The sequence below is a fragment of the Stutzerimonas stutzeri genome (assembly GCF_009789555.1).
Lineage (GTDB): Bacteria > Pseudomonadota > Gammaproteobacteria > Pseudomonadales > Pseudomonadaceae > Stutzerimonas > Stutzerimonas stutzeri_R.
The window spans coordinates 690,633-710,939 of record NZ_CP046902.1 but is presented as its reverse complement, the minus strand read 5'-3'; the positions used below and the strand labels follow the sequence as shown (position 1 = coordinate 710,939).

Sequence of the window (20,307 nt, the reverse complement as noted above, 5' to 3'; positions counted from 1 at the left end):
GTTTCAAAGTGAGTGAGGTCCCGCGCGCCACGAAAGGCGCGGCTTGGACAGAATAACCTCGCCGCTCAGTTTTGGAGCCAGCTACACCCAGCCGTCTTAGCCGCCACACATCTAATGTGCGAATACTAACCCTGCGGTCACACTCGACAAGAACGTGGCATATGCTGGTGCTGAATTGTTCTCTCCGAGTGTTCTATTGCTCACGATAACTCTTTGGGCTTGCTAAGCCGAGTAGTCGGGTCTCAAGGCTTGAAGGCCATCTTAGTGGGCCCGCTCTTTCGCGCAGTGGTCCATAGCGCGACGTTGGTATTGTCTGCTTATAAGCTATTAGCGATTGATTAGTTCAGGGGAACATTACGCGTAGTACAGCGCTGGCAGCGCTTTAAGCCGGTCTTAAAGCGGTCGATGATTACATTTTTGTAAGCTTCTCAAAAAATCGAAACCTCATCATCTTCGGCTTGTCCGTTTTTAGGAGAGCATTCGAAAGCCACTTCTAAGCAGGGCTGCGCGAACACGTTGAGTCGCCGATCCAGCAGCAATCATTAAAGAGGTCTAACTATGCAAATGTCTTACTGGCGCTTTGCAGCGATGGTAGCCACGTCTACGATCATTATGTATGGCGTGATGTACTTAAATACTTACTCGTTCGAGCATGTTTTTTGGAGCGAGACTCGCGCTTGGATGGCATTAGTGATGGGCGCGGTAATGGCAGTAGTCATGCTCGCATTCATGCTCAACATGTATAAGCGTAAGTCAGTAAACCTAGCGATATTGGCAGGAAGTGCAGTAGCTTTTACCATTGCACTATGGCTTGTACGTGGGCAAGCGACGGTAGACGACACGGACTACATGAAGGCCATGATCCCCCACCATTCCATAGCAATCCTAACAAGTGAACGAGCTCAGATTTCAGATCCTCGCGTCCGCAAGTTAGCTGACGAAATCATCGACGCTCAGCGCCGAGAAATCGCAGAAATGAAGTCCCTGATCAATGAACTAGAAAGGGCAAATTGATTCCCAGAAACGGTGTGTCCACAGCCCAGGGCATGACGGTGGCGACATTGATGGTCTCGCTACCGCTCAGGCGAATCTCCTCAGCGATTGCCGCGCCGAGATTTATGACGCCACCTTTGGTCGCTGCGGAGGAGGCATGATAAGCCAGCGGTATCTCGCTCTCGACTGAGCCCACGTTGACAAGCGTGCCGAAGCCTTGAGCTCTGAACTGGCGCATGGCTGCGTGGCTGCCATAGATCATGCCCTTAAGATTGACATCCACGATCCGCGCATGGTCCTCGACGGGAACGTCCTCGAAACGACCCAGCGCTCCGACCGCAGCGTTGTTAATCCAAACGTCGATCCTGCCGAAACGCTCGATGGCGGCTCGTGCCAAGTCCTGTATCTCGTTCGGGTTGCTCACGTCGGTGGTCACCACCAGTGCCGATCCTCCAGCCATGCGTATCTGCGCGGCCAGTTCTTCGAGCACGTCGGTCCGGCGGGCCGCTAGCACCACGTCGCCTTGCAGAGCGGCAAGCTTGAGCGCCACGCCGCGGCCGAAGCCACTGGAGGCACCAGTGATGACAAAGGTTTTGCGAGCAACGCTTGGCTGGTCGCTTGGTTTCAGGCGCGGGGAAACGGCGCAGCCACTGAGTTGCAGAACGGCGAGCAGTACTAGCAGCAAAGCCAATCGCTGCGATGGGAATATTCGCAAAACCATTTTCGTTTTCTCCCAGCAAAATAAGGTCGCATGGCCCGCTTGGTTGTTGTTGGACCGCCTTTTTGCCAGGAGCTTTCATGCTAATTCACTCAATTAGTTTTCAGCGCTCAATCGGGAGACAGTGGCAAGAGAATAGACCGTTACGGTGGCGATCATCGGTGGCTAAGTAAGAGTTGCTAGCGCGTAACTATCGTATTTCGCTTTGGAATGAAATGCTGCTGGACAGGGATTGATTCGCTCTTGGCAGTTGCGGGTATCGTACGCACTTTTTCGATATGTCATGGAGGCGCGAACATTAAGCGCACCATGGCTTTTCTTATTCTTCGAGGGGCTCTGACACTCCCAATTTAGTAGTGCCAGAGCAGTGAGTTACGGATGTTATCCTGCCATTCGCTCACATTCCTCAGCGCAGTTCATGCACGCCTTCGCACACTCTTGGCAATGATCCATTTCATGCTTCGCGCATTCCTCTCCGCATGCACGGCAGATCTTGGCGCAAAGGGCGCAGAACTCCTTAGCATATTCACTTTCGCGGCTCATCAGTGTGGCAGCCAACCTGCAAATGTCCGCGCAGTCGCGGTCAAGCTCGATGCAGCGAGCCATCATTTTTACATCATCCTCGCGTAGGCAAGCAGAGGCGCACATTTCGCACACTAGGGCACAGTTCGAACAAGCTTGGATACAGGATGCGAACATTGAGTTTGTCATTTACGTTCTCCAGGGTTCGATAGTTGTATTTCGTCGTTTGCTTACTGGCCGATATGGCTCATCAGCCTGTTAGCAGACACTGAATTACGACACGCTCCTACCGAGCCCGTTTCGAAAAACCTCATTACAATGTTGTAAGGTAAGTCCAACCGCACCGGGGATCTGCGGGCGCAGTTGGTGGCGATGTGGCCGTCAGATTGCCTGTACGGCTTCGCTAGTCTGTTCGAGATGATTGAGTTGAAAATGAGGGAGCTCCCTGTCGCCACGACTGGGAGCATTCGTTGGGGAACGGCCGGAGCGCAAGCCGCTTAACTAGGTAAGTTACTGGCCTTGCGGCCTAACTTTTAGGAAGGAAGCAATTGCAAAGCCCTCCGGTACCGTTGCGTCGACTAGGATGGCCTAGGGCCGATCCTCTGCTTGCTGAACCGCCTTTCTTAGAGCCTCGATCAGAACCGCATAGGCACACATATACCGGATGTTAGTGCTCGTGTTGCTTCCCGTCTGCGTGCACATGGTTTTTTGAAGGGGATTTGCCTTCCGCATCGGCACTGTCACTGCCATTGCTGTGCTCAACCGCCTGGGGCTCCTCGGACGCATGATGGTCATCGCTTTCGTTATTACCATGATGACCGGAGCCTGATTGGCCGGATGCTCCACCTGTGCTGCTGGAGCCATGGTGATCCGAGCCGCCACTGTCGCCCTGATGGTGGTCGCCCGAGGCCATCTCGCCGTGTTGCTCACTATGCCCAGCTGGGGTCTCCCCACCACCATGCTGGTGACCACCGCTAGACGCAACGAGTGCTCGATACGCTCCTTCATCTAACTCAGGAAGCTTCTGCAGAAAAGCCACCATTCCCCAGATGTACGGGTCAGCCATGCTTTTACCCCACGCGGGCATCCCAGTGGCCTTAATGCCATGCTTGATGACCCAAAATGTTTTTGCTGGGTCATCGTATAGCCCCGCTTCAGCCAGGCTGGGTGGAGCGGGATAAAGGCCATTGCTTAGCTCGGTCTCAGCCATGCCTGGCGCCAAATGACAACCCACACACATCGAGTCGTAGTTCCCCGCCCCGGCGCGGATTTGGTCTTCATCGTCGAGAGATGGCACGGCTATGTCTTCGGAGCGAACCTCAATCGAGCGATTGCGAGCAGTTTCCAGGAATGCGTGCACGACTCCCGTATGAGGATCATCCGCGGCAACGCTAATCAGTCCTGAGAAAACAACTCCGGCCACTACCAACAGGCCTAGAGCACAGAAGGCAGCGAAGCTAATAATTATTCTTTTCATCGAAGGTCCTTAAAACCAAAGCCTGATGCCAGCAACGAACCGCGCCTCATCTAGATCTTCGCCGTCATCTCTCGCCATATCAGCGGTATTACCGTATGCCCGGCTCCACGTGACGCCGATGTACGGTGCGAACTCACGAACGATTTCGTATCGGAGGCGCAGCCCCACCTCTGTGTTTGCGAGACCAGCGCCTACTCCGCGCGCAGGATCGTCCTTGCCATAGAAATTGAGCTCGGCAGTCGGTTGGAGGATCAGCCGGTTAGTGAGGAGAATGTCGTACTCGCCTTCAAAACGTGCTGCTGTTTGCCCACCTTCACCGACGAAGGCGGTGGCTTCCGCCTCAAAGCCATACAGAGCCATCCCCTGGACGCCTAAAGCCGCCCACGTCTGCGGCGACTCGGGCTTAAAGTCCTGGCGAACACCTGCTACCACATCCCACCAGGGGCTGATGGCACGCCCGTAGAGCGCCTGAATTTCCGCGTCTTCAGTAACGCCATTCGTTCGCTCACCTTCCGAGCGAAACCAGAACCGATTGATATCGCCACCAACCCAGGCAGTAGCTTCCCAACTGAGGGTGCTACCTTCATTTGCGTTCTGGTACTCAAGTTGATCTAGCAGAAGGAACCAGGCCAGATACTTGTCATGGACCGTATGACCTTGAAGACCAGGGAAAGCCGCTTCTCTATCCGCATCGGTCAATACTGGAATGAACGAGGGATGAACCATGCCGGGCATTTCGAGCGTATCGTCATGCTTCATTTGGCCATGGTTCATCGTGCTATGGTCCATCGCACCATGACCCATCGCAGAATGGTCCATTTGCCCACCGGAGCCATGATTCTTAGCTGCGGGCTTGGCTGAAGATGCAGGGGCTTGAGCTGCCTCAGCAGGAGGGGTTTGATGCATCGAGTGATCCATCATCTCGGCAGCGTTGGCTGTCCCTCCAGCCGCTGCGCTCAACGAAACTCCGAGCGCAATCAGAGCAAAGCGAGAAGGTCTAGTGGTCATGGTGCGAATCCACCTCAGTATCAGTGGCCTTGGGGTCATGATCCATCTTGCCGTGCTCCATTTCTCCATGGTCCATCGAGCCATGATCCATGTCGCCGTGGTTCATTTTTGAGTTAGAGGTGCCTTGTGTCTGAGATGCCGGCTTGTTGCCTGGATTCTGCGATGAAGCCGATGATTGCTTGTGCTGATCATGCTTTTGCTCTGCAAACGCAGCTGACATATTCATTACGCCCAGCAAACTAAACATAAAAGCGCTGCCGATAAGAGTTTTACGCTTCATAGAATTTCCCATATAAGGTTCCTCTTATTCATCCACTCGGACTTCACGAAACATGCCCATTTCCATGTGAAGCAGTAGGTGACAGTGATAGGCCCAGCGACCGAGCGCATCAGCTGTTACGCGGTAGCTGCGCTTCGAACCGGGAGGCATGTCGATCGTGTGCTTGCGAACCATGAACTGCCCATTCTCATCTTCAAGATCGCTCCACATACCGTGGAGGTGAATCGGATGGGTCATCATGGTGTCGTTGACCAAAGTGATGCGTACCCGCTCGCCATATTTGAGACGCAGCGGCTCAGAATCAGAGAACTCTATGCCGTCAAATGACCAGGAGAATTTCTCCATGTGACCGGTCAGATGTAGTTCGATCGTCCGACTGGGCTCGCGGCCGTCCGGATCGGGAAAGGTGCTTCTCAGGTCGGCATAGGTCAGGACTCGGCGGCCATTGTCTCGTAAGCCAATGCCGGGATCGTTCAGCCTATGAGTCGGGCTCATGGTCTGCATGTCCACCAGTGGGTTATTGGACTCTGAGGGCGGGTGCGATTGCATACCTGCGCTCATCCCCGCCATCCCAGAGTGGTCCATCCCTGACATCCCAGCCATTTTGCTGTGATCCATTCCGGACATTGCGCCCATGCTGCCCATCCCCTGCATGTCACCGTGGTTCATGCCGGACATGTTGCTATGGTCCATCGCGCCCATGTCGCCCTGCATGCCGCCGCCATGGTCCATGCCCGCCATACCGCCCATGCTGCCGTGATCCATCCCCATGTCGTCCATGGTGATTAGTGGGCGAGGATCGGTTTCGGGAACAGGAGCGCTCAGCCCTTCGGCAACCGCTAGCGTGCCACGGGCGTACCCTGTGCGGTCCATCGATTGAGCGAAGACCGTGTAAGCCTCCTCGGTCGCAGGCTCGACAATCACATCGTAGGTTTCAGCCACGGCAATTCGGAATTCGTCGACGCTAACTGGGTTGACGTATTGGCCGTCGGCTGCGACTACAGTCATCTTCAGCCCTGGAATGCGGACATCGAAATAGCTCATGGCCGAGCCGTTGATGAACCGCAGACGAAGCTTCTCGCCTGGCTTAAAGATACCGGTCCAGTTCCCGTCGGGTGCTTGGCCGTTCATTAGATAGGTATAGGTGTAGCCGCTTACGTCGGCGAGGTCGGTGGGACTCATTTTCATCTGAGCCCACATTTTCCGATTCGCAATCGTGGCCGCCCAGCCGTCTTCGCTTACGTCGTTGATAAAGTCTCCGACGGTGCGCTTGTGGAAGTTGTAGTAATCCGACTGCTTCTTGAGTTTGGCTAGAACACGGGCGGGATCCTCATCGGTCCAATCAGTCAACATCACCACGTAGTCGCGGTCATAGCTGAACGGCTCCGGGTCCTTGGCATCGATGACCAACGGGCCGTAGACGCCTGCCTGCTCCTGCAGCCCCGAATGACTGTGGTACCAATAAGTTCCGTTCTGTTTAACCTGAAACTTATATACATACATGCCATCGGGAGCGATGCCGTGGAAGCTCAATCCAGGCACGCCATCCATGTTGGCCGGCAAGATCATGCCGTGCCAGTGAATCGATGTATCTTCGCTCAGCTTATTCCTGACTCGCAGCGTGACGGTATCCCCTTCACGCCAACGTAGAAGCGGCCCTGGAATAGTCCCGTTGATGGTCATTGCCGTCCGGGCCGCGCCGGTGATGTTAACTGGCGTCTCGCCGATCAGTAGATCGAACTCTGTGCCGGTTAGTACGCTGGGCTGGCCGGGGCTATTCACTGCCCAAACTGGGGCTCTCCACAAGCCAAGACCGCCAAGGAGGCCCGCGGCGGTCAAGCCTTTAACAAAGGTTCGCCTAGAGGTTTTACGTTGCATGTGTACGTTCCAATCAAGCTAAGGAGCCAAGCCGAAACCAGCCCTAAGGGTTGGTGTTGCCAGCGTTAATTGATCTTAGAAGCTCGCGCACGGTCTGCCGTATCAAGCGACTCGCCTTTAATCGTAAAGATGGCATACCTGAGAAAGAGGCGTGATTACATTTTTGTAAGCTTAAAGCGCGCCTGAATGCGCCCAAGAAAGCGCCTGCGAGCAGGTTTCCGGTCACTTTAACTGGCTTTATTGAAGTCGCAGGCTTGATAAGAATCCCGTCATAAACGAGCGGTTCTCTAGGGGTTCTTTGATGCTCCTTCACTCTTTTCAGCACGTTTTTTCAGTTTATGCGGGCCATGTAGAAGGCCTCGATTGACCGAGCAAAGTAGGGGATTCAACAATTATCAACTTGGCCGTTAAAAGAGGATTGATTTTTAACTAGCCAATATACGGTTCATCCGCTTGGTGCGGGGATGCTAGGTCACGTTTTTTAACGAGACAAGGTTCAGCGTAGCTAATACCGACTCGTCGGTTCTAACAACTGATATTGCAGTGCCAACACCGTGGCAGCTTCAACATTCGTAGTAGCTGCCACAGTTCAGAGATCTGCGTGATCACATTTACGGAAGGTTTCGCTTCAGCAATTAGCGTGAGCGTGCTTCGCTGAAGTTGCCTCTGAGGCTACCTCTTGGGCTTGGTCCTTCTGGTCAGCCTGATAACTAGCGATCGCTGCTTGGCGAGCCTGCTCCATACGAGCAAAGGTACGATCACCACCACCTTCTGCCATTGCATAGGAAGAGCTTGCTGCGATAGCGAGCAGTACAGAAAGGGATTTGAAAAATTTCATTACTTGTTACCTCGTTCGAAGACACGGGAGACCCAGCGCAGCTCCATAAACAGAGGCTTGGGCTTGTGTCTAAGCTAACCGAGCGTTCCTGTCAGAACCCTGATTTAGACATTACGGTTTCGTCAGCAATGCAGACAAGCAGTGAGCACAAGCGAAAGCGCAAGTGGCCTTGTTTCCAGCAGTCAAAAAAAAGGCGCCATCTAGGCGCCGATAGGCCAAAGGAGCATGGAAAAGGCCAAAAAGCAGAGTGTGGGAGCAACTGCTGATGTAGACGTTAACGCTACAAGCTGTCAGACAGATGATGCGAGCATTACGTTTCTGTAAGGTACTGGCTGCACGCCCTTACAATCGGCACACTGTTCCAAATGCCGGAGGGAGTACTTTCATGAAGCTTCTTGTTGCTGAAGACGAGCCGAAAACAGGCACCTACCTACAGCAGGGGCTCACGGAGGCGGGATTCACTGTCGATCGAGTAGAGAACGGGACCGATGCTGCTCAGTACGCGCTTCATACCACATACGACTTGCTCATCTTAGACGTGATGATGCCTGGCCTGGATGGGTGGCAGGTTTTACAGAAAGTCCGCGCTGCCGGTAATGAGGTCCCCGTGCTCTTCCTCACCGCCAGAGACGGGGTTCAGGATCGAGTGAAGGGATTGGAGCTGGGCGCTGATGATTATCTCATCAAGCCGTTTGCATTTTCCGAATTGCTAGCCAGGATCCGTACGTTGCTTCGCCGCGGCAACCATGCCCCCAACCAAACAATACTCAAGCTCCTGGACCTAGAGGTGGACCTGCTGAGGCGCCGGGTGGTGCGCTCGGGGAAACGAATAGACCTAACTGCAAAGGAATTCGCGCTGCTTGAGCTATTGCTTAGGCGTCGCGGGGAAGTACTCTCAAAGTCACTTATCGCCTCCCAAGTATGGGACATGAATTTCGATAGCGATACCAACGTGATCGAGGTGGCGGTACGCCGGTTAAGGGCAAAGATTGATGATGAGTTCGAGCCGAAGCTGATACAAACTGCTCGCGGAATGGGCTATCTGATCGAGGCGCCAGGCTTTTAAAAATCACGCTATTTAGCGATTTGCGATATGGCCAATATAACTAGCGGGCCACCTCTGCTAATCCGTGGCGTACTGCTTTGTGCTGCTCGGCGGATCGGCCAATGCATATTCATGCGTAACTTAAGAGGCCTTAATTAGACCTCTTATTGAAACCAGAGGGATCTAAGCTATCACTGGATCCAGCTTTCGACCTCATCCGTTCCATATTCTGCTTTCCAGCCTTTCAGGACCTTGTGATTGCCACCTTTGGTCGCAACTATTTCACCGCTGTGAGGGTTCTTGTATGTCTTGACCTGACGAGCACGGCGTGGTGTCGGGCCTTGCTGAACCGGAGCGCGACGAGTCCCAAACTGCGGGTCAAGAATATTGATCAAGCTAGGTAGAGTAATGCTGTATTCACCCATCAGCGAGCGAAGCTTATCTTCAAATTCCATATCCTTTTTAAGGCTCTTGTCGTTTCTCATGGCCTCAAGTTCGGCCATTTGCGACTTCAATTGCTCTTCCAGTTTACGGTACTCTGCCAGTCGGGACATTTATCATTACCTCTAAGGTCAGTGTTTAGACATTTTGGTCCATATGATATCAATACTTTCAACTTCAAGCATGGCGAGACGAAATTCGGTGGGATGTTTGCGTACCCCGAGGCTGCGGGAGGAATGAAGGAGGTCCGCAGGTCGAAGCCCGAGCTCCTGAGTGACCAGCAAATCGCCATGACATGGGTCGGTATGTGTACAGCGAAGGCCTGTGGAGTAACAGACGCTAGAATATTCAAGTGATGCGAGGAAGCAGCCTTCGAAGCGTGGCCCTACGATGACAAAATCTGCAACGGTGGAAGGTTTATCATCCGGCGCGATTCCGAAGAACAGACCCAGCAGACGATTTGCGAGCTGATCGTAAACACTCGCTGGCCTCAGAGCGGGTGCATCCGAATCCCGCGAAACTGCTTACCGTAGTGAGCTTACTCTGGCGGGAAATTCTGGTAGCCAACCGTTTACGCTCTTTGGGTGTTGAGATTTGTCAGAATATTTTGGCAAAAATCCTGCATCTAATCGTTCTCACCATGCGAATTGTCGAAATATTATTATCTCAATGCTAACTTCAAAGCGGGCCCAGCCCCTGATCCAAGGGGCTGAAATTGTCAGAATTATTTGTAAACCACCAGCACCACCCACCACGCCACGACGGCGCCGGGACGGTGCTGTGTCCCGCAGGCGGGTGCGCTCAGAGCATCCGGCGCGCTTGTAACAGTGCCATGACCTGCTCGGCGAGCGCCTCGGCTGGCGCTTCGTCGGCCGGGAGGCGCAGCTCTGGTGCCTCCGGCGGCTCGTAACGGCTGCCGATGCCGGTGAAGTCAGGCAACTGGCCAGCTCTCGCTTTGCGATACAGGCCCTTTGGATCGCGCGCTTCGCAGACCGCCAGGGAGGCGTCGACGAAGATTTCGATAAATTCACCCGCCTCCATTAGTGTGCGCACCATTTGCCGTTCACTGCGAAAAGGGGAGATGAAGCTGACCAGGACGATCAGCCCGGCGTCGACCATCAGCCGCGCGACTTCTCCCACCCGGCGGATGTTCTCGATGCGATCGGTGTCGCTGAAACCAAGATCGCGGTTCAGGCCATGCCGCACGTTGTCGCCGTCCAGAATCATGGTGCGCTTGCCCAAGGCGTGAAGCCGCTGCTCGACCAGATCTGCCACGGTCGATTTACCCGCGCCCGACAAACCGGTGAACCAGAGGACACAGGGCTTCTGGCCGTTGAGGGCGGCCCGAGCGGCCTTGTCGACGGTCATTGCATGCCGATGGAGGTGCGAACCTGGCCCTGCCAGCCGAGCGGGCCCGTGGTGACCTGACGGTTCTAGATGCCGCAGCGGCGTGCTGGTTCGAGCCATGGGGACCTCGCGTTAGGGCGGCCCTTGTCAGCCGCTGGAAAGGGTGCCTTCGGCATAGCCAAAGCGGGCCGCTACCGGTCCAGTGATGGCGTGAATCGTGGCGAGTTCGTCGTCATCGAACGACGGCCGGTAATACCCCGGCGCGTGAAGGTCCGCCGCCGCGTCATCCAGTGCTTCGGCCGTCAGTGACAGCGCGCTGTGGGCGAATACTTGCGCCAACGTCTCGCGCGGCTCGCTGCACAGGGCTTCGTAACGCACGATCAGGCAGGCCTGGCGCAGCGCGTCATCGGCTTCGAGCACATCGGCCACATGGTCGTAAATCGCTGACCAGTACCGTGCCCAGCCTTCCACCTCGCGACCCGATTCCCAGAGTTCAGTGATCCGGCGGGTCAGGTCGGCGTCGCCGGTATTGATGGCCCGGCGGTCGAGCCCGAACTCGTAGTGACCCACGCGACGCATGTGTTCCAGGGCTCTGGGCTCCGATTTCTCGCCCGCCAGGAACAGGCGGTGCTGCTTGATCAAGGACGCGATGTGCCAGACCGGGTCACGGATTGCCAGCACGAAGCGGGCGTCGGGATAGAGGCGGTGCAGGTAACCCATCCGCACAAGGTTGTAGTTTCCCTTGGCGACATAGCGCTGTCGCTTACGCACAGCCAGAAGTTTGCGCAGGTGCTCCTGATGGAAGCGCTCGAACGCAGGATGGGTGTGTTGCCGTCCCATCACGGCGCTCTGGCCTGGATCGTGGGCCTGCGGGAAAAACGCCATCCAGAGCATCTCCTCGAAGGCCTCCGGACTCTGCGAGGTAATGCTGATTCCGTCCCGATGCGCCCGCTCGCGCGCGACTTCGGTTGCGCGCGGCACCCGCTCGAGCCAGCGGTTCCACCAGTAGGGCGTCAGTACCGGCGGATAATCGATGTAGCGGTGACTGGCCACCTGTGGGTGAGCGGCCAGTTTCTCGAGCAGTACCGTGGTGCCTGAACGCGCCAGACCGGCAACGAAGATTGGCCGGTCCACGCGGATGTCTTCGATGGCGTCGGCCACCGTGCGCGTTTCCAGATTGCCGAGGCGGATCCAGAAGGCGGGGTGGCGGTGGATCCAGCCACTGAGCAGGTGCATCCACGCAGGCACTGTGAAGCCGGGATCGGCCTTCGCCTCGCCGGTGCGGCTGCGGGCAACCGTCGAATCGTTCATTCCACCCGCGCCCAGCGATACGTGACGAGCGATACCACCACCATGGTCGGTAACAGGATGGCCAGCCAGGTGCGCATCCAGGGCGGCCCGAAGGGCAGATAGGCGCGCTGGGGCAAGCCGATACTGACCCGCTCCAGGCCCGCATCGCCGGGTAGATAGCCAAGGGGGTTGGCTACCAGCCAGTTCCACCATTGGCGTTGTTCGATGACCGGGATCGGTGCAGTCAGCGCGATTTCCACCTGTTCGCTGCCCGCAATGCCGATCCGGACAAGCGGAATGTCGCTGTCCAGGATCCACTCAGTGAAGTCGGGTTCGGGCTCCACCGTGGTCGCCGGGGGATCGTTTCGGTCAGGAAAATCGTAACTGTAGGTATGGTCGATCCAGGTCAGCAATGCGAGCAGCGGCAGCATGGCGAGCAGGGTCGGGCCCAACACCAGGCCGATATGGCGAAACGCCGCGCTGAACTGCCCGCGTATCAGCGGGCCGGCCTCGGCGAACTCACCATCGAACGCGCTCAATCGACGCCGCGCTTCACGCGCTTCTCGCTTGGCCTGACCGATTCGTCCCTGCGGCGAGACCAGCCGATACAGCAGCAGCGTACCGGCACCGCCCAGCGCGGCCCAGACCAGCAAACGTGCACTGGCCGGCAGGATCGCCGCCATCAGGCTGTCGATGATGGCGAACAGCGGTCCGGGCAGATCCAGTATTCCCATGACAATCCTCCCACTCGACGAGCCGCTCGGCTGTCAGATCGCAGGCAAGCAGGTGCATCAGGGATGCGTCGAGTCCGTGTTGCGCGCTGTCTCGATGGGCGCTGCGGTGTCATTGGAGCGCGCCATCGCTGCGACCTGCTCGGCCTTGCGCCGCCGGCGCATGCGGCGGATCGGCCACATCACCACGTAGAAGATGGCCACGCCCACTGCGGCCACCAGACCCCAGAGCGCCGCCAGCAGGCCCAGCCCGGCGCCCGGCCCGACATAGGCGTGCGCGAGCAGGGGAAGCGCGGCGACTATCAGCAGCAAGGACCTTGCGCTGTTTCGGATGTACTTGGCATTCATGTCGTTCACCTGTCCAGCGACTGATCGATAACGGCGCGGAACTCCGCGTCGAGCGTTTCGTAAGCGATCCGTTGCCCAGATGAGACGATGGGGATAAAGGCTTCGTTATCACCGCCCCGAACCGGGTTGATGAACTCCCAGACGATGTTTCCTTCTCGCGTGACCTCGAACAGACGTCCACCATCGGATTCGGTGATCAAGCGGTTGCCGTTGGGCAGTGTCTGCGCAGAGCTGCGGACATAGCTCTCAAAGGGTTGTTCATCGTTTCCTTCATAACTCCAGACCAGTTCATGGGTGCTCGGGTTCACTTCGAGCACCCGCGAAATGTTCCCTTCCCGATAGTTGGCGGCATTGTCGAAGAGGGTGAAATTGCCGTTCGGCAGCACCCTTGCGTCGTGCTGGACCAGCCAGGGTCCTGTGGTGGCCCAGGTCACGATGCCCCGCTCGGTGTCCACCAGCGCGATGGTGTTGAGGTTGCGGAACGAGACGAGCACCTGGCCGGGGCGGCCCTTGGCCGGTGCGAAGGCAGCGGTTTGAGCATCGTCGAGAAAGTGGACGCTGTTGGCATGCAGCGGATCGCCGGTCGCGTAGCTCGGCGTCTGGTAAAGCGGTTCGGCGAAGCGCGATGCGAGAAAGGCCCGGGACAGTGGCAACTTGTTCAATTCTTCGCCGGTTTCAACGTCCAGGATCACCAGGAAGTCATCCAGCCATGGCCGCTCCAGACCTTGCAGTCCAGGTATCTCGTCCTCGCTGAAGTCATGGGTCAGGGTGACCAATCGGCCATCTGGCGTCAGGTGCAAGTCATGATGGGCTGCGCCGTGGTACGCCCAGATGAGCCTGGAGTCACGATCGATGCGAATCAGCCCATAGCCCCATGGCGTGTCGTTGTCGGCCGTGATCACGACCAGCAGGTCGCCATTGGGCAATAGACGAACCTTGTCCCAGTAGATCCTGTCCTCCGGCCGGGGTGCGCGTCCGGCGGGGCTCTGCGTCCATATTTCTCGGTAGGGCAGCGCCCAGCGATGGACCACGTCGCCCTGCATGTCCACCAGATTGGCGTAACTGCCGTCGCCCGATGTGTACAGGGTCAGCCCTTCGAACGCGCCCTGCGGATCATGGAGGGTCACGCCTCGGTCCTGACGCCGCGCTTGCCGCCACAGGTGCGTTTCGGTGTAGAGATCAGTGTCGGTGAGCTGGGCGAGCGTGGCCTGTCCGGCCTTGTAGGCGTCGTTCAGGTAGCGATAGGGAAAGCTCTGGGAAAGCGTGATCAACGCTCCGCTGACAAAAGCGATGAATGCGATCGCTAGGATGAATACGGCAAAACCTGCACGATCTGCCTTGTCCATGATCTCCCCCGGCTATGGCGTGTACCTGACCCCTGCTGAACACCGAAACGGTGATAGCTGAGTTGTGACTCGCGTTACCCGTCCGGGTTCGGCTGGCACATCGGTTCGCAGCGGCAGAGCGGACGGCGCGATGCGAACGAGCGGGGAGCGCTACGCCGGGGCTGGATCGGTGGTCTGCGCGTGCTGCTCGGCGGCGCGAAGAAACTGTCCGAACGCCGCTTGCACGCCGGCCAGCACTTGATCCCGATCGAGCGCCTTCGCGCGGCATTCAAACTGCGTCAGGAAACGCGGCCACAAGGGCGTGCCTTCACCGTGGGCGAGATAGCGCAGTGGGCGAGCGGCACCGCCGTCGCGCACACGCTGGGAGAGCACGCGGCCGCCCAGCCGCGACCCCTCCAGTACATAGGCGACGCCCCAGTACCAGCCTTCGCCGGTTCCCGCCGCGATCACCAGCGGCGCCGGTGACGCAATCTGCAATGCCTGAAGGTCTTCGTGTAACGCCGCGCTTCGGCGCCGCTCGGGCCAATCGGTCAGCAGCCGTTCGATAGCGCCCTGTTCGAGTGCCGCTTCCAGGCCGAACAGCGCGGCACCATGCGCGCACAGGAAACGGCGGTATTGGAGGCCATTGCTCAGGTCGAAGCGCGAGAACGTCATGTCGACGCGTTCGTGCAGCGGCGCACTGGTTTCGCGGAGCCACTGGCGCAACGACGCCATCAGGCCGGACTCGCTTCGGTAAGCGCTCCGAGAATCTTGCTGGCCAGGTGATCTTCGCGGAAAGGTTTCTGGATGATCGTGGAACTGCCCATGCCCAGCTCTCCAAGCTCGGCGTAGCCGGTGACGAATACCACCGGCAGCTTGGGAAAACTCGACAGGACGGCGCGCGCCAGTTCGCCGCCATTCATGCCCGGCATGGCGAAATCCGCCAGCAGCAAATCAACCTTGGTGCCGTCCTTGAGCACTTGCAGCGCCCTGTGCCCGCTTTCCGCCTGGATCACCGAATAGCCCAGATTGACCAGCATCTGCGCGGTCACCTCGCGCACGCTCTGGTCATCGTCGACCAGCAGGACGGTATTCGACGCATCGCCGATCGGGGTGCTGTGGAGGCACTCCGGCGCCGTGATCGGCAGCTCGGGCGCCTGGACGCGCGGCAGATAAACCCGGACGGTCGTCCCCACCCCCAGTTCCGTCTCTATCCGCGCACCGCCGCCCGACTGCTTGGCAAAGCCGAATACCTGCGCCAACCCGAGCCCCGATCCCTTGCCCACCTCCTTGGTGGTGAAGAACGGCTCGAAGGCTTTCTGCAGCACCTCGTCGCTCATGCCTGAGCCCGTATCCCTGACCGACAGAACCACGTACTCGCCAGGGCCGGGCTCTTCTGCCCGCAGCGCTGGCGTGTCGATCACCGCGTTCGCGGTGCTGAGGGACAAGCGCCCACCCGAGCCCATGGCGTCGCGCGCATTGATCGCCAGGTTGAGGATGATCATTTCGATCTGGGTCGGATCGACCAGGGCATGCCAGAGCCCGGCGCAGGTGTCGGTCTCGATGGTCACGGCACCGCCGAGCGTGCTGTGCAAAAGACTGAGCAGGCCGACCAGGGTATCGTTGAGATCCACCGCCTTCGGGGCCAGCTGCTGGCGACGAGCGAAGGCCAGCAATTGGCTGGTCAGGGTCGCGCCGCGTTCGCCCGATTCCTGAATGTACTGCAGCCGGCTCAATGACTTGGACAGCGGCGCGCCGCGTTCCAGGTCGTTCTTGAGAAAGCTGGCGCTGGTGAGAATCACGGTCAGCAGGTTATTGAAATCATGCGCGACGCCAGCGGTGAGCTGGCCGACGGCCTCCAGACGCTGCATCTGCTGCAGCGTCGCCTCGATGCGTTCACGTTCCCTGATCTGCTCCGTCAACTCGCGGTTGGCCGCCGCGAGCCGGTCCACAGCAGCGATCTCGCTGGTGATGTCGCGCCCTGCGGCGTACATCCGTTCGCCTTCGGGCACCGCGGTCCATGACAGCCAGCGGTAGCCGCCGTCGCGGTGCTGCATGCGATTGACGAAGCGATCAGTGAAGTTGCCTCGACGGATCCGATCCGTCTCCTCGAGCGTTGCGCTGATATCGTCCGGGTGGACCAGCGACCAGAGGGGTTGGTCAATGAGCGTTTCGCGCGGCCAGCCGAGCGTGCCTTCCCAGGCCGGATTGAGGGCGACGACGGTGGTATCGAAACGCATCACTGCAAGCAGGTCGCGGGACAGCTCCCAGGTGCGGTCGCGCTCGCGGGTGCGGGCCTCGACGCGCTCGCCGAGCGTTTCGTTCATGCGCTTGAGCGCTTCGGTCGCCAGCTTCTGTTCGGTGATATCCATCACCACGCCAATGAAGCGCTTGCAGGCACCCTCCTCGAAAAAGCCCTGGCCACGGGTTTCCACCCAGCGCGTCCGGCCATCGTCGAGCAGTACCCGATAGTCGATGGTGAATTCCTTGTCCCCTTCGTCGGTAAGGGTGTCCTGGATTTTCCTGCGTATGCGCTGCAGATCATCAGGATGGCAGAGCGCGCCGAGCACCTTGATGTTCACCGCGGCGTCGTCGGGCAGGCCGAGCATCGTGCGGCAGCGATGATCGAGAATCATCGTGCCGCTCTGCAGCTCGTAGTCCCACATCCCCAGGCCCGCCGCATCGATGGCCAGACGCGCGCGCACCTCCACCTCGCGCAGCGCCTCCTCGGCGCGAAGCCGGCCGTGGCGCTCCTGCACTTCGCTCAACGCGCGCTCGATTGCCTTGGGCAGAAAATTCAGATTTTGCTTGAGTACGTAGTCGACGGCGCCGGAGCGCATCATGTTGACGGCGTGTTCTTCGCCAAACACGCCGGATAGAAAGATGAAAGGCGTTTCGGGGGCCAGTTGCCTGGCGTCCTGGAGCGCCTGGCTGCCCGAGTAGCCGGGCAGAATGAGATCCGAAAGGATCAGATCGAAGCGGCGCCGTTGCAGTGCCTCGACGACACCGGCACGGTCGTAGACGATTTCCGTGTCGACGGTGTAATGGGTCCGTTCCAGCGTCAGGAGTGCCAGCTCGGCGTCGTGCGGACTGTCTTCAACGAACAGGAGGCTGATATTTTTTTTCGGTGACATAACCTTCCTGTCGCGGGTGTCGCACTGCTTGATAGAAGACGGCGGCCCAGTCGTTCGGAGCTGCCTTTCAGCTTGGCTCCTCGTCGCCCGGCGCACCGCGGCGTTGGCGCTTTAGCCGAAACGAACCCGGTGGTGGCTCGTTGAGAACAGCCCAGAAGATGCCTAGGTCGGAAATAGCCGCGACAAAGTCCCGGAATTCGACCGGCTTGACCACGTATGCGTTCACCCCAAGTTCGTAGGCCTTCATCAGGTCGGGCTCTTCACGCGAGGACGTCAGCATCACGACCGGTATGCTGCGCAGTTCCGGGGTTTCGCGGACGGTCTTCAGCACCTCCAGGCCGTCCACCTTGGGCAGCTTGAGGTCAAGCAACAGCACGGCCGGATTGCCATCGGCGCGATGGGCATATTCGCCGCGACGCAACAGGTAATCGAGTGACTCGGCACCGTCGCGCATGACAATCACATCGTTGGCCAGCTGGCTGCGCTCGAGCGCGACCAGTGTCAGCTCCAGGTCGTGAGGATTGTCTTCTACCAAAAGAATCGGTTTGAGCATCAAAGGTCCCGTACTAATTGGATGACGCATAGGTGAGCCTGGGCAGCGAAAAGAAGAACGTCGCGCCCTGGTTGACTTCACCGTTTGCCCAAACCTGCCCATCATGGCGCTCGACGATACGTCGTACGCTGGCCAGGCCGATTCCGGTGCCTTCGAATTCTTCCATCCGGTGCAGACGCTGGAAGACACCGAATAGCTTGTTGGCGTACTGCATGTTGAAGCCCACGCCGTTGTCGCGGACGTAGACGATGGTTTCCTCGGCGCGTTGTTCGGCCCCGATCTCGATCGTGGCATGTTCGCGCGTGCGGCTGTATTTGATGGCGTTCGAGATCAGGTTGCGCAGAGCCATGTGGATAAAAGCAGCATCGGCCACGACCACAGGCATTGCCCGGACCTGCCATTCTATCTGCCGGCCTTCGCAGTCCGGCGCCAGTTCCCGACGAATGGATTCGACCAGCGCATGGAGGTTGACGTCCGACAGGCGCAGGGCCGCGCGGCCCATCTGGGAAAAACTCAGCAGGTTATCCACCAGCGTGCCCGCGAAACGGGCCGCATCGCTGATGTTGTCCAGAAAGCGAATACCGCGGTCGCTCAGCTTGCTGCCCTCCAGTTCGGCCAACAGCTCCGCGTAGCCGGCGATATGCCGCAGGGGGGCGCGCAGATCATGCGAGACGCTGTAGGAAAACGACTCGAGCTCCTTGTTGCTTTCACGCAGCTCGCCGGCGAGCTGGGCCATTTCCTCGGCTTTGCGCAGGACGATGCCGAGCACGGCGGTGCGCAGTTCGAGCGCACCTTCCATTTCCACTTCCTGCCAGGGGCGCGCATAGCCGCGAACCGTCTCGCGCCAGCTTTCGAAACTGTCGCGAGGAGTGAGCCCGCCCTGATCGTCGCGCTGTTTGTCGGCCTGACCGGCCCAGTTCACCGTCTTGATCTGCTCCCGGCGGAACCAGAGCAAGTAGTGCGGATGCAGGCGCGAAATCGAGATCGCCAGCAGTCCTGCGCAGTGTTCGGCCAGTTCAGGCACGGCCGGGATGTCGTGCGTCACGCAATCGGTACTGAACACCAGGCGCTCGTGCTGCTGTGACAACCACAGGGTCAGTCGGGCCAGAAGCGCGGGGGGCGGGGTTTCGCCGACGGTTTCGTGATGATCGCCAGAGACGATCGCGGCGCCGTTGGCACTGGCGAAATCGAGCACAACCGCCGGCAAGCTCTTGAATCCTTCAACGACGCTGTCCCTGTCAGCCATGGCCGAAAGCATGTCGACGATCTGCCGGCGCAGTTCCAGTTTGCGCTGGGCCAACGCGGCCGCCTCTTTGGCTTCTATCTGCAGCGACAGGATGCGCCCCAACAGTTCGCACGCCGTACGGGTCTGGTAGCCCACAGCGCGCGGCGAGGCGTCGTGGCAGGAAATCATGCCCCACAGCTCGCCCTGAATGACGATCGAAATGGACATCGATGCAAGCGTGCCCATGTTGCGCATGTATTGCAGGTGCACCGGCGACACGCTACGCAGCGAGGCGAAACTCAGGTCCAGCGGGCGACCGGTGTCCGGATTGATCGGCGGGACCAGGGGGCACGGCTGGTAATTGGCATCCTGTATCACGCGGATCAGGTTGTTGCGATAGAGCTGGCGCGCCTGCGGCGGAATATCCGAGGCCGGAAAATGCAGCCCGAGGTAGCGCGGATACCCGTCATCGGCTTCTTCGGCCAGTACCAGCCCGTTGCCCTGAGCATCGAAGCGATAAGCCTTGACCCGCCCGAAGCCGGTGATGCGCTTGACTTCGCGTACGGCCAGTTGGCAGATCAGTTCAAGATCCTGGGCCTCCTGCAATTGCACGACAAAGGTTCGCATCAGCGGATACAGGGTGTCGTAGGCCTTTCCGGAACTGCCCGCGCGCTCGAACTCGACGATGAGCCTTCCATCATAACGGTGCGCCATCAGGGCGAACGATGGCGGGTCGGCGCGCTCCGGCAGGCTGAAGCTGATATCGCTGAGGTGGAACGGATTGTGGTCATCCTCGGCCAGCGCAGCCAGGCGTTCGGCGAAGCCGCATTCGCCAATCAGTTCGGTAAGCGGGCGTCCCAGCAGCGCGTGCGCGTCCACGCCCAGCCACTGCGATACGTTTTCACTCGCTTGGATAATGGTCAGCTGGGGTTCGTGGAGCACCAGCAGAAACCCGTGAGGCTGGATACTGCCGGGGATGTGGATGGGTTCTTCACCACATAGAGCGACGGCCTGCTCGAGTCTGTCGCGGTCGTTGGAGGATGCCACGATATCTCCTGGTCGAGCCCAAGCGGGCTGAACGCGGCGAGCGGACGCTCGTGCGATTATCAGGTCCGTGCCTGCATCGTTGCGCCTGGGCGCGGCGGGAAGCGGTT

General features: G+C 58.6%; 19 protein-coding genes. 2 read left to right on the top strand and 17 right to left on the bottom strand.

Annotated elements, in window-relative coordinates; genetic code table 11:
- The first annotated feature begins 558 nt into the window (after positions 1–558).
- Positions 559–1,014, top strand: a complete 456-nt coding sequence (locus tag GQA94_RS03210; protein WP_003292642.1) for a DUF305 domain-containing protein — start codon at positions 559–561, stop codon at positions 1,012–1,014.
- Here the strand turns inward: GQA94_RS03210 and GQA94_RS03205 are convergent.
- From GQA94_RS03205 to GQA94_RS03175, 7 genes are all read right to left on the bottom strand, one after another.
- Positions 989–1,543 (bottom strand): SDR family NAD(P)-dependent oxidoreductase, encoded by a 555-nt coding sequence (locus GQA94_RS03205; protein WP_233270211.1) that lies wholly within the window; start codon positions 1,541–1,543, stop codon positions 989–991. The two genes, GQA94_RS03210 and GQA94_RS03205, sit on opposite strands and share 26 nt — an antisense overlap.
- A 549-nt stretch (positions 1,544–2,092) precedes the next feature.
- A complete protein-coding gene (locus tag GQA94_RS03200) occupies positions 2,093–2,422 on the bottom strand; it encodes a four-helix bundle copper-binding protein (protein WP_041754615.1) in 330 nt (109 codons plus the stop codon).
- Positions 2,423–2,900: 478 nt separating this feature from the next.
- Entirely contained in the window at positions 2,901–3,710 is an 810-nt protein-coding gene (locus GQA94_RS03195) for a c-type cytochrome (protein ID WP_158186712.1), read from the bottom strand.
- A gap of 9 nt (positions 3,711–3,719) precedes the next feature.
- Positions 3,720–4,718 (bottom strand): copper resistance protein B, encoded by a 999-nt coding sequence (locus GQA94_RS03190; RefSeq protein WP_158186711.1) that lies wholly within the window; start codon positions 4,716–4,718, stop codon positions 3,720–3,722.
- Positions 4,708–4,998, bottom strand: a complete 291-nt coding sequence (locus GQA94_RS03185; RefSeq protein WP_199270097.1) for a hypothetical protein — start codon at positions 4,996–4,998, stop codon at positions 4,708–4,710. The genes GQA94_RS03190 and GQA94_RS03185 overlap by 11 nt, the downstream gene beginning before the upstream one ends.
- Positions 4,999–5,022: 24 nt before the next feature.
- Positions 5,023–6,876, bottom strand: a complete 1,854-nt coding sequence (locus GQA94_RS03180; protein ID WP_158186709.1) for a copper resistance system multicopper oxidase — start codon at positions 6,874–6,876, stop codon at positions 5,023–5,025.
- Between the two features lie 628 nt (positions 6,877–7,504).
- Positions 7,505–7,714, bottom strand: coding sequence for a co-regulatory protein PtrA N-terminal domain-containing protein (locus GQA94_RS03175; protein ID WP_158186708.1), 210 nt, complete (start codon positions 7,712–7,714; stop codon positions 7,505–7,507).
- A 385-nt stretch (positions 7,715–8,099) separates the two neighbouring features.
- On the opposite strand from GQA94_RS03175, the gene GQA94_RS03170 reads away from it, so the two are divergent.
- A complete protein-coding gene (locus GQA94_RS03170; RefSeq protein ID WP_158186707.1) occupies positions 8,100–8,780 on the top strand; it encodes a heavy metal response regulator transcription factor in 681 nt (226 codons plus the stop codon).
- 170 nt (positions 8,781–8,950) lie between these two features.
- Here GQA94_RS03170 and GQA94_RS03165 read toward each other — a convergent pair whose 3' ends face one another.
- The 10 genes from GQA94_RS03165 to GQA94_RS03120 form a co-directional block, all read right to left on the bottom strand.
- Positions 8,951–9,313: a histone-like nucleoid-structuring protein, MvaT/MvaU family gene (locus GQA94_RS03165; RefSeq protein ID WP_014822230.1), complete on the bottom strand. Its 363-nt coding sequence runs from the start codon at positions 9,311–9,313 to the stop codon at positions 8,951–8,953.
- A 688-nt stretch (positions 9,314–10,001) separates the two neighbouring features.
- On the bottom strand, positions 10,002–10,568 hold the full coding sequence (cysC, locus tag GQA94_RS03160) for an adenylyl-sulfate kinase (protein ID WP_272870212.1): 567 nt from the start codon (positions 10,566–10,568) through the stop codon (positions 10,002–10,004).
- 126 nt (positions 10,569–10,694) lie between these two features.
- Positions 10,695–11,858, bottom strand: coding sequence for a sulfotransferase family protein (locus GQA94_RS03155; protein ID WP_199270096.1), 1,164 nt, complete (start codon positions 11,856–11,858; stop codon positions 10,695–10,697).
- Positions 11,855–12,571: a hypothetical protein gene (locus tag GQA94_RS03150; protein WP_158186705.1), complete on the bottom strand. Its 717-nt coding sequence runs from the start codon at positions 12,569–12,571 to the stop codon at positions 11,855–11,857. Before GQA94_RS03150 ends, GQA94_RS03155 begins: the two co-directional genes overlap by 4 nt.
- A gap of 57 nt (positions 12,572–12,628) precedes the next feature.
- Entirely contained in the window at positions 12,629–12,916 is a 288-nt protein-coding gene (locus tag GQA94_RS03145) for a hypothetical protein (RefSeq protein ID WP_199270095.1), read from the bottom strand.
- 5 nt (positions 12,917–12,921) lie between these two features.
- Positions 12,922–14,262: an arylsulfotransferase family protein gene (locus GQA94_RS03140; protein WP_158186704.1), complete on the bottom strand. Its 1,341-nt coding sequence runs from the start codon at positions 14,260–14,262 to the stop codon at positions 12,922–12,924.
- Between the two features lie 150 nt (positions 14,263–14,412).
- Positions 14,413–14,976: a biliverdin-producing heme oxygenase gene (locus GQA94_RS03135; protein WP_158186703.1), complete on the bottom strand. Its 564-nt coding sequence runs from the start codon at positions 14,974–14,976 to the stop codon at positions 14,413–14,415.
- Positions 14,976–17,375 carry a hybrid sensor histidine kinase/response regulator gene (locus GQA94_RS03130; protein WP_158186702.1) on the bottom strand — a complete coding sequence of 800 codons (2,400 nt, stop codon included), beginning with the start codon at positions 17,373–17,375 and terminating at the stop codon, positions 14,976–14,978. Before GQA94_RS03130 ends, GQA94_RS03135 begins: the two co-directional genes overlap by 1 nt.
- 67 nt (positions 17,376–17,442) lie before the next feature.
- Positions 17,443–17,928 carry a response regulator gene (locus GQA94_RS03125; RefSeq protein WP_158186701.1) on the bottom strand — a complete coding sequence of 162 codons (486 nt, stop codon included), beginning with the start codon at positions 17,926–17,928 and terminating at the stop codon, positions 17,443–17,445.
- 13 nt (positions 17,929–17,941) lie between these two features.
- Positions 17,942–20,200, bottom strand: coding sequence for an ATP-binding protein (locus GQA94_RS03120; RefSeq protein ID WP_158186700.1), 2,259 nt, complete (start codon positions 20,198–20,200; stop codon positions 17,942–17,944).
- Between the last annotated feature and the right edge of the window lie 107 nt (positions 20,201–20,307).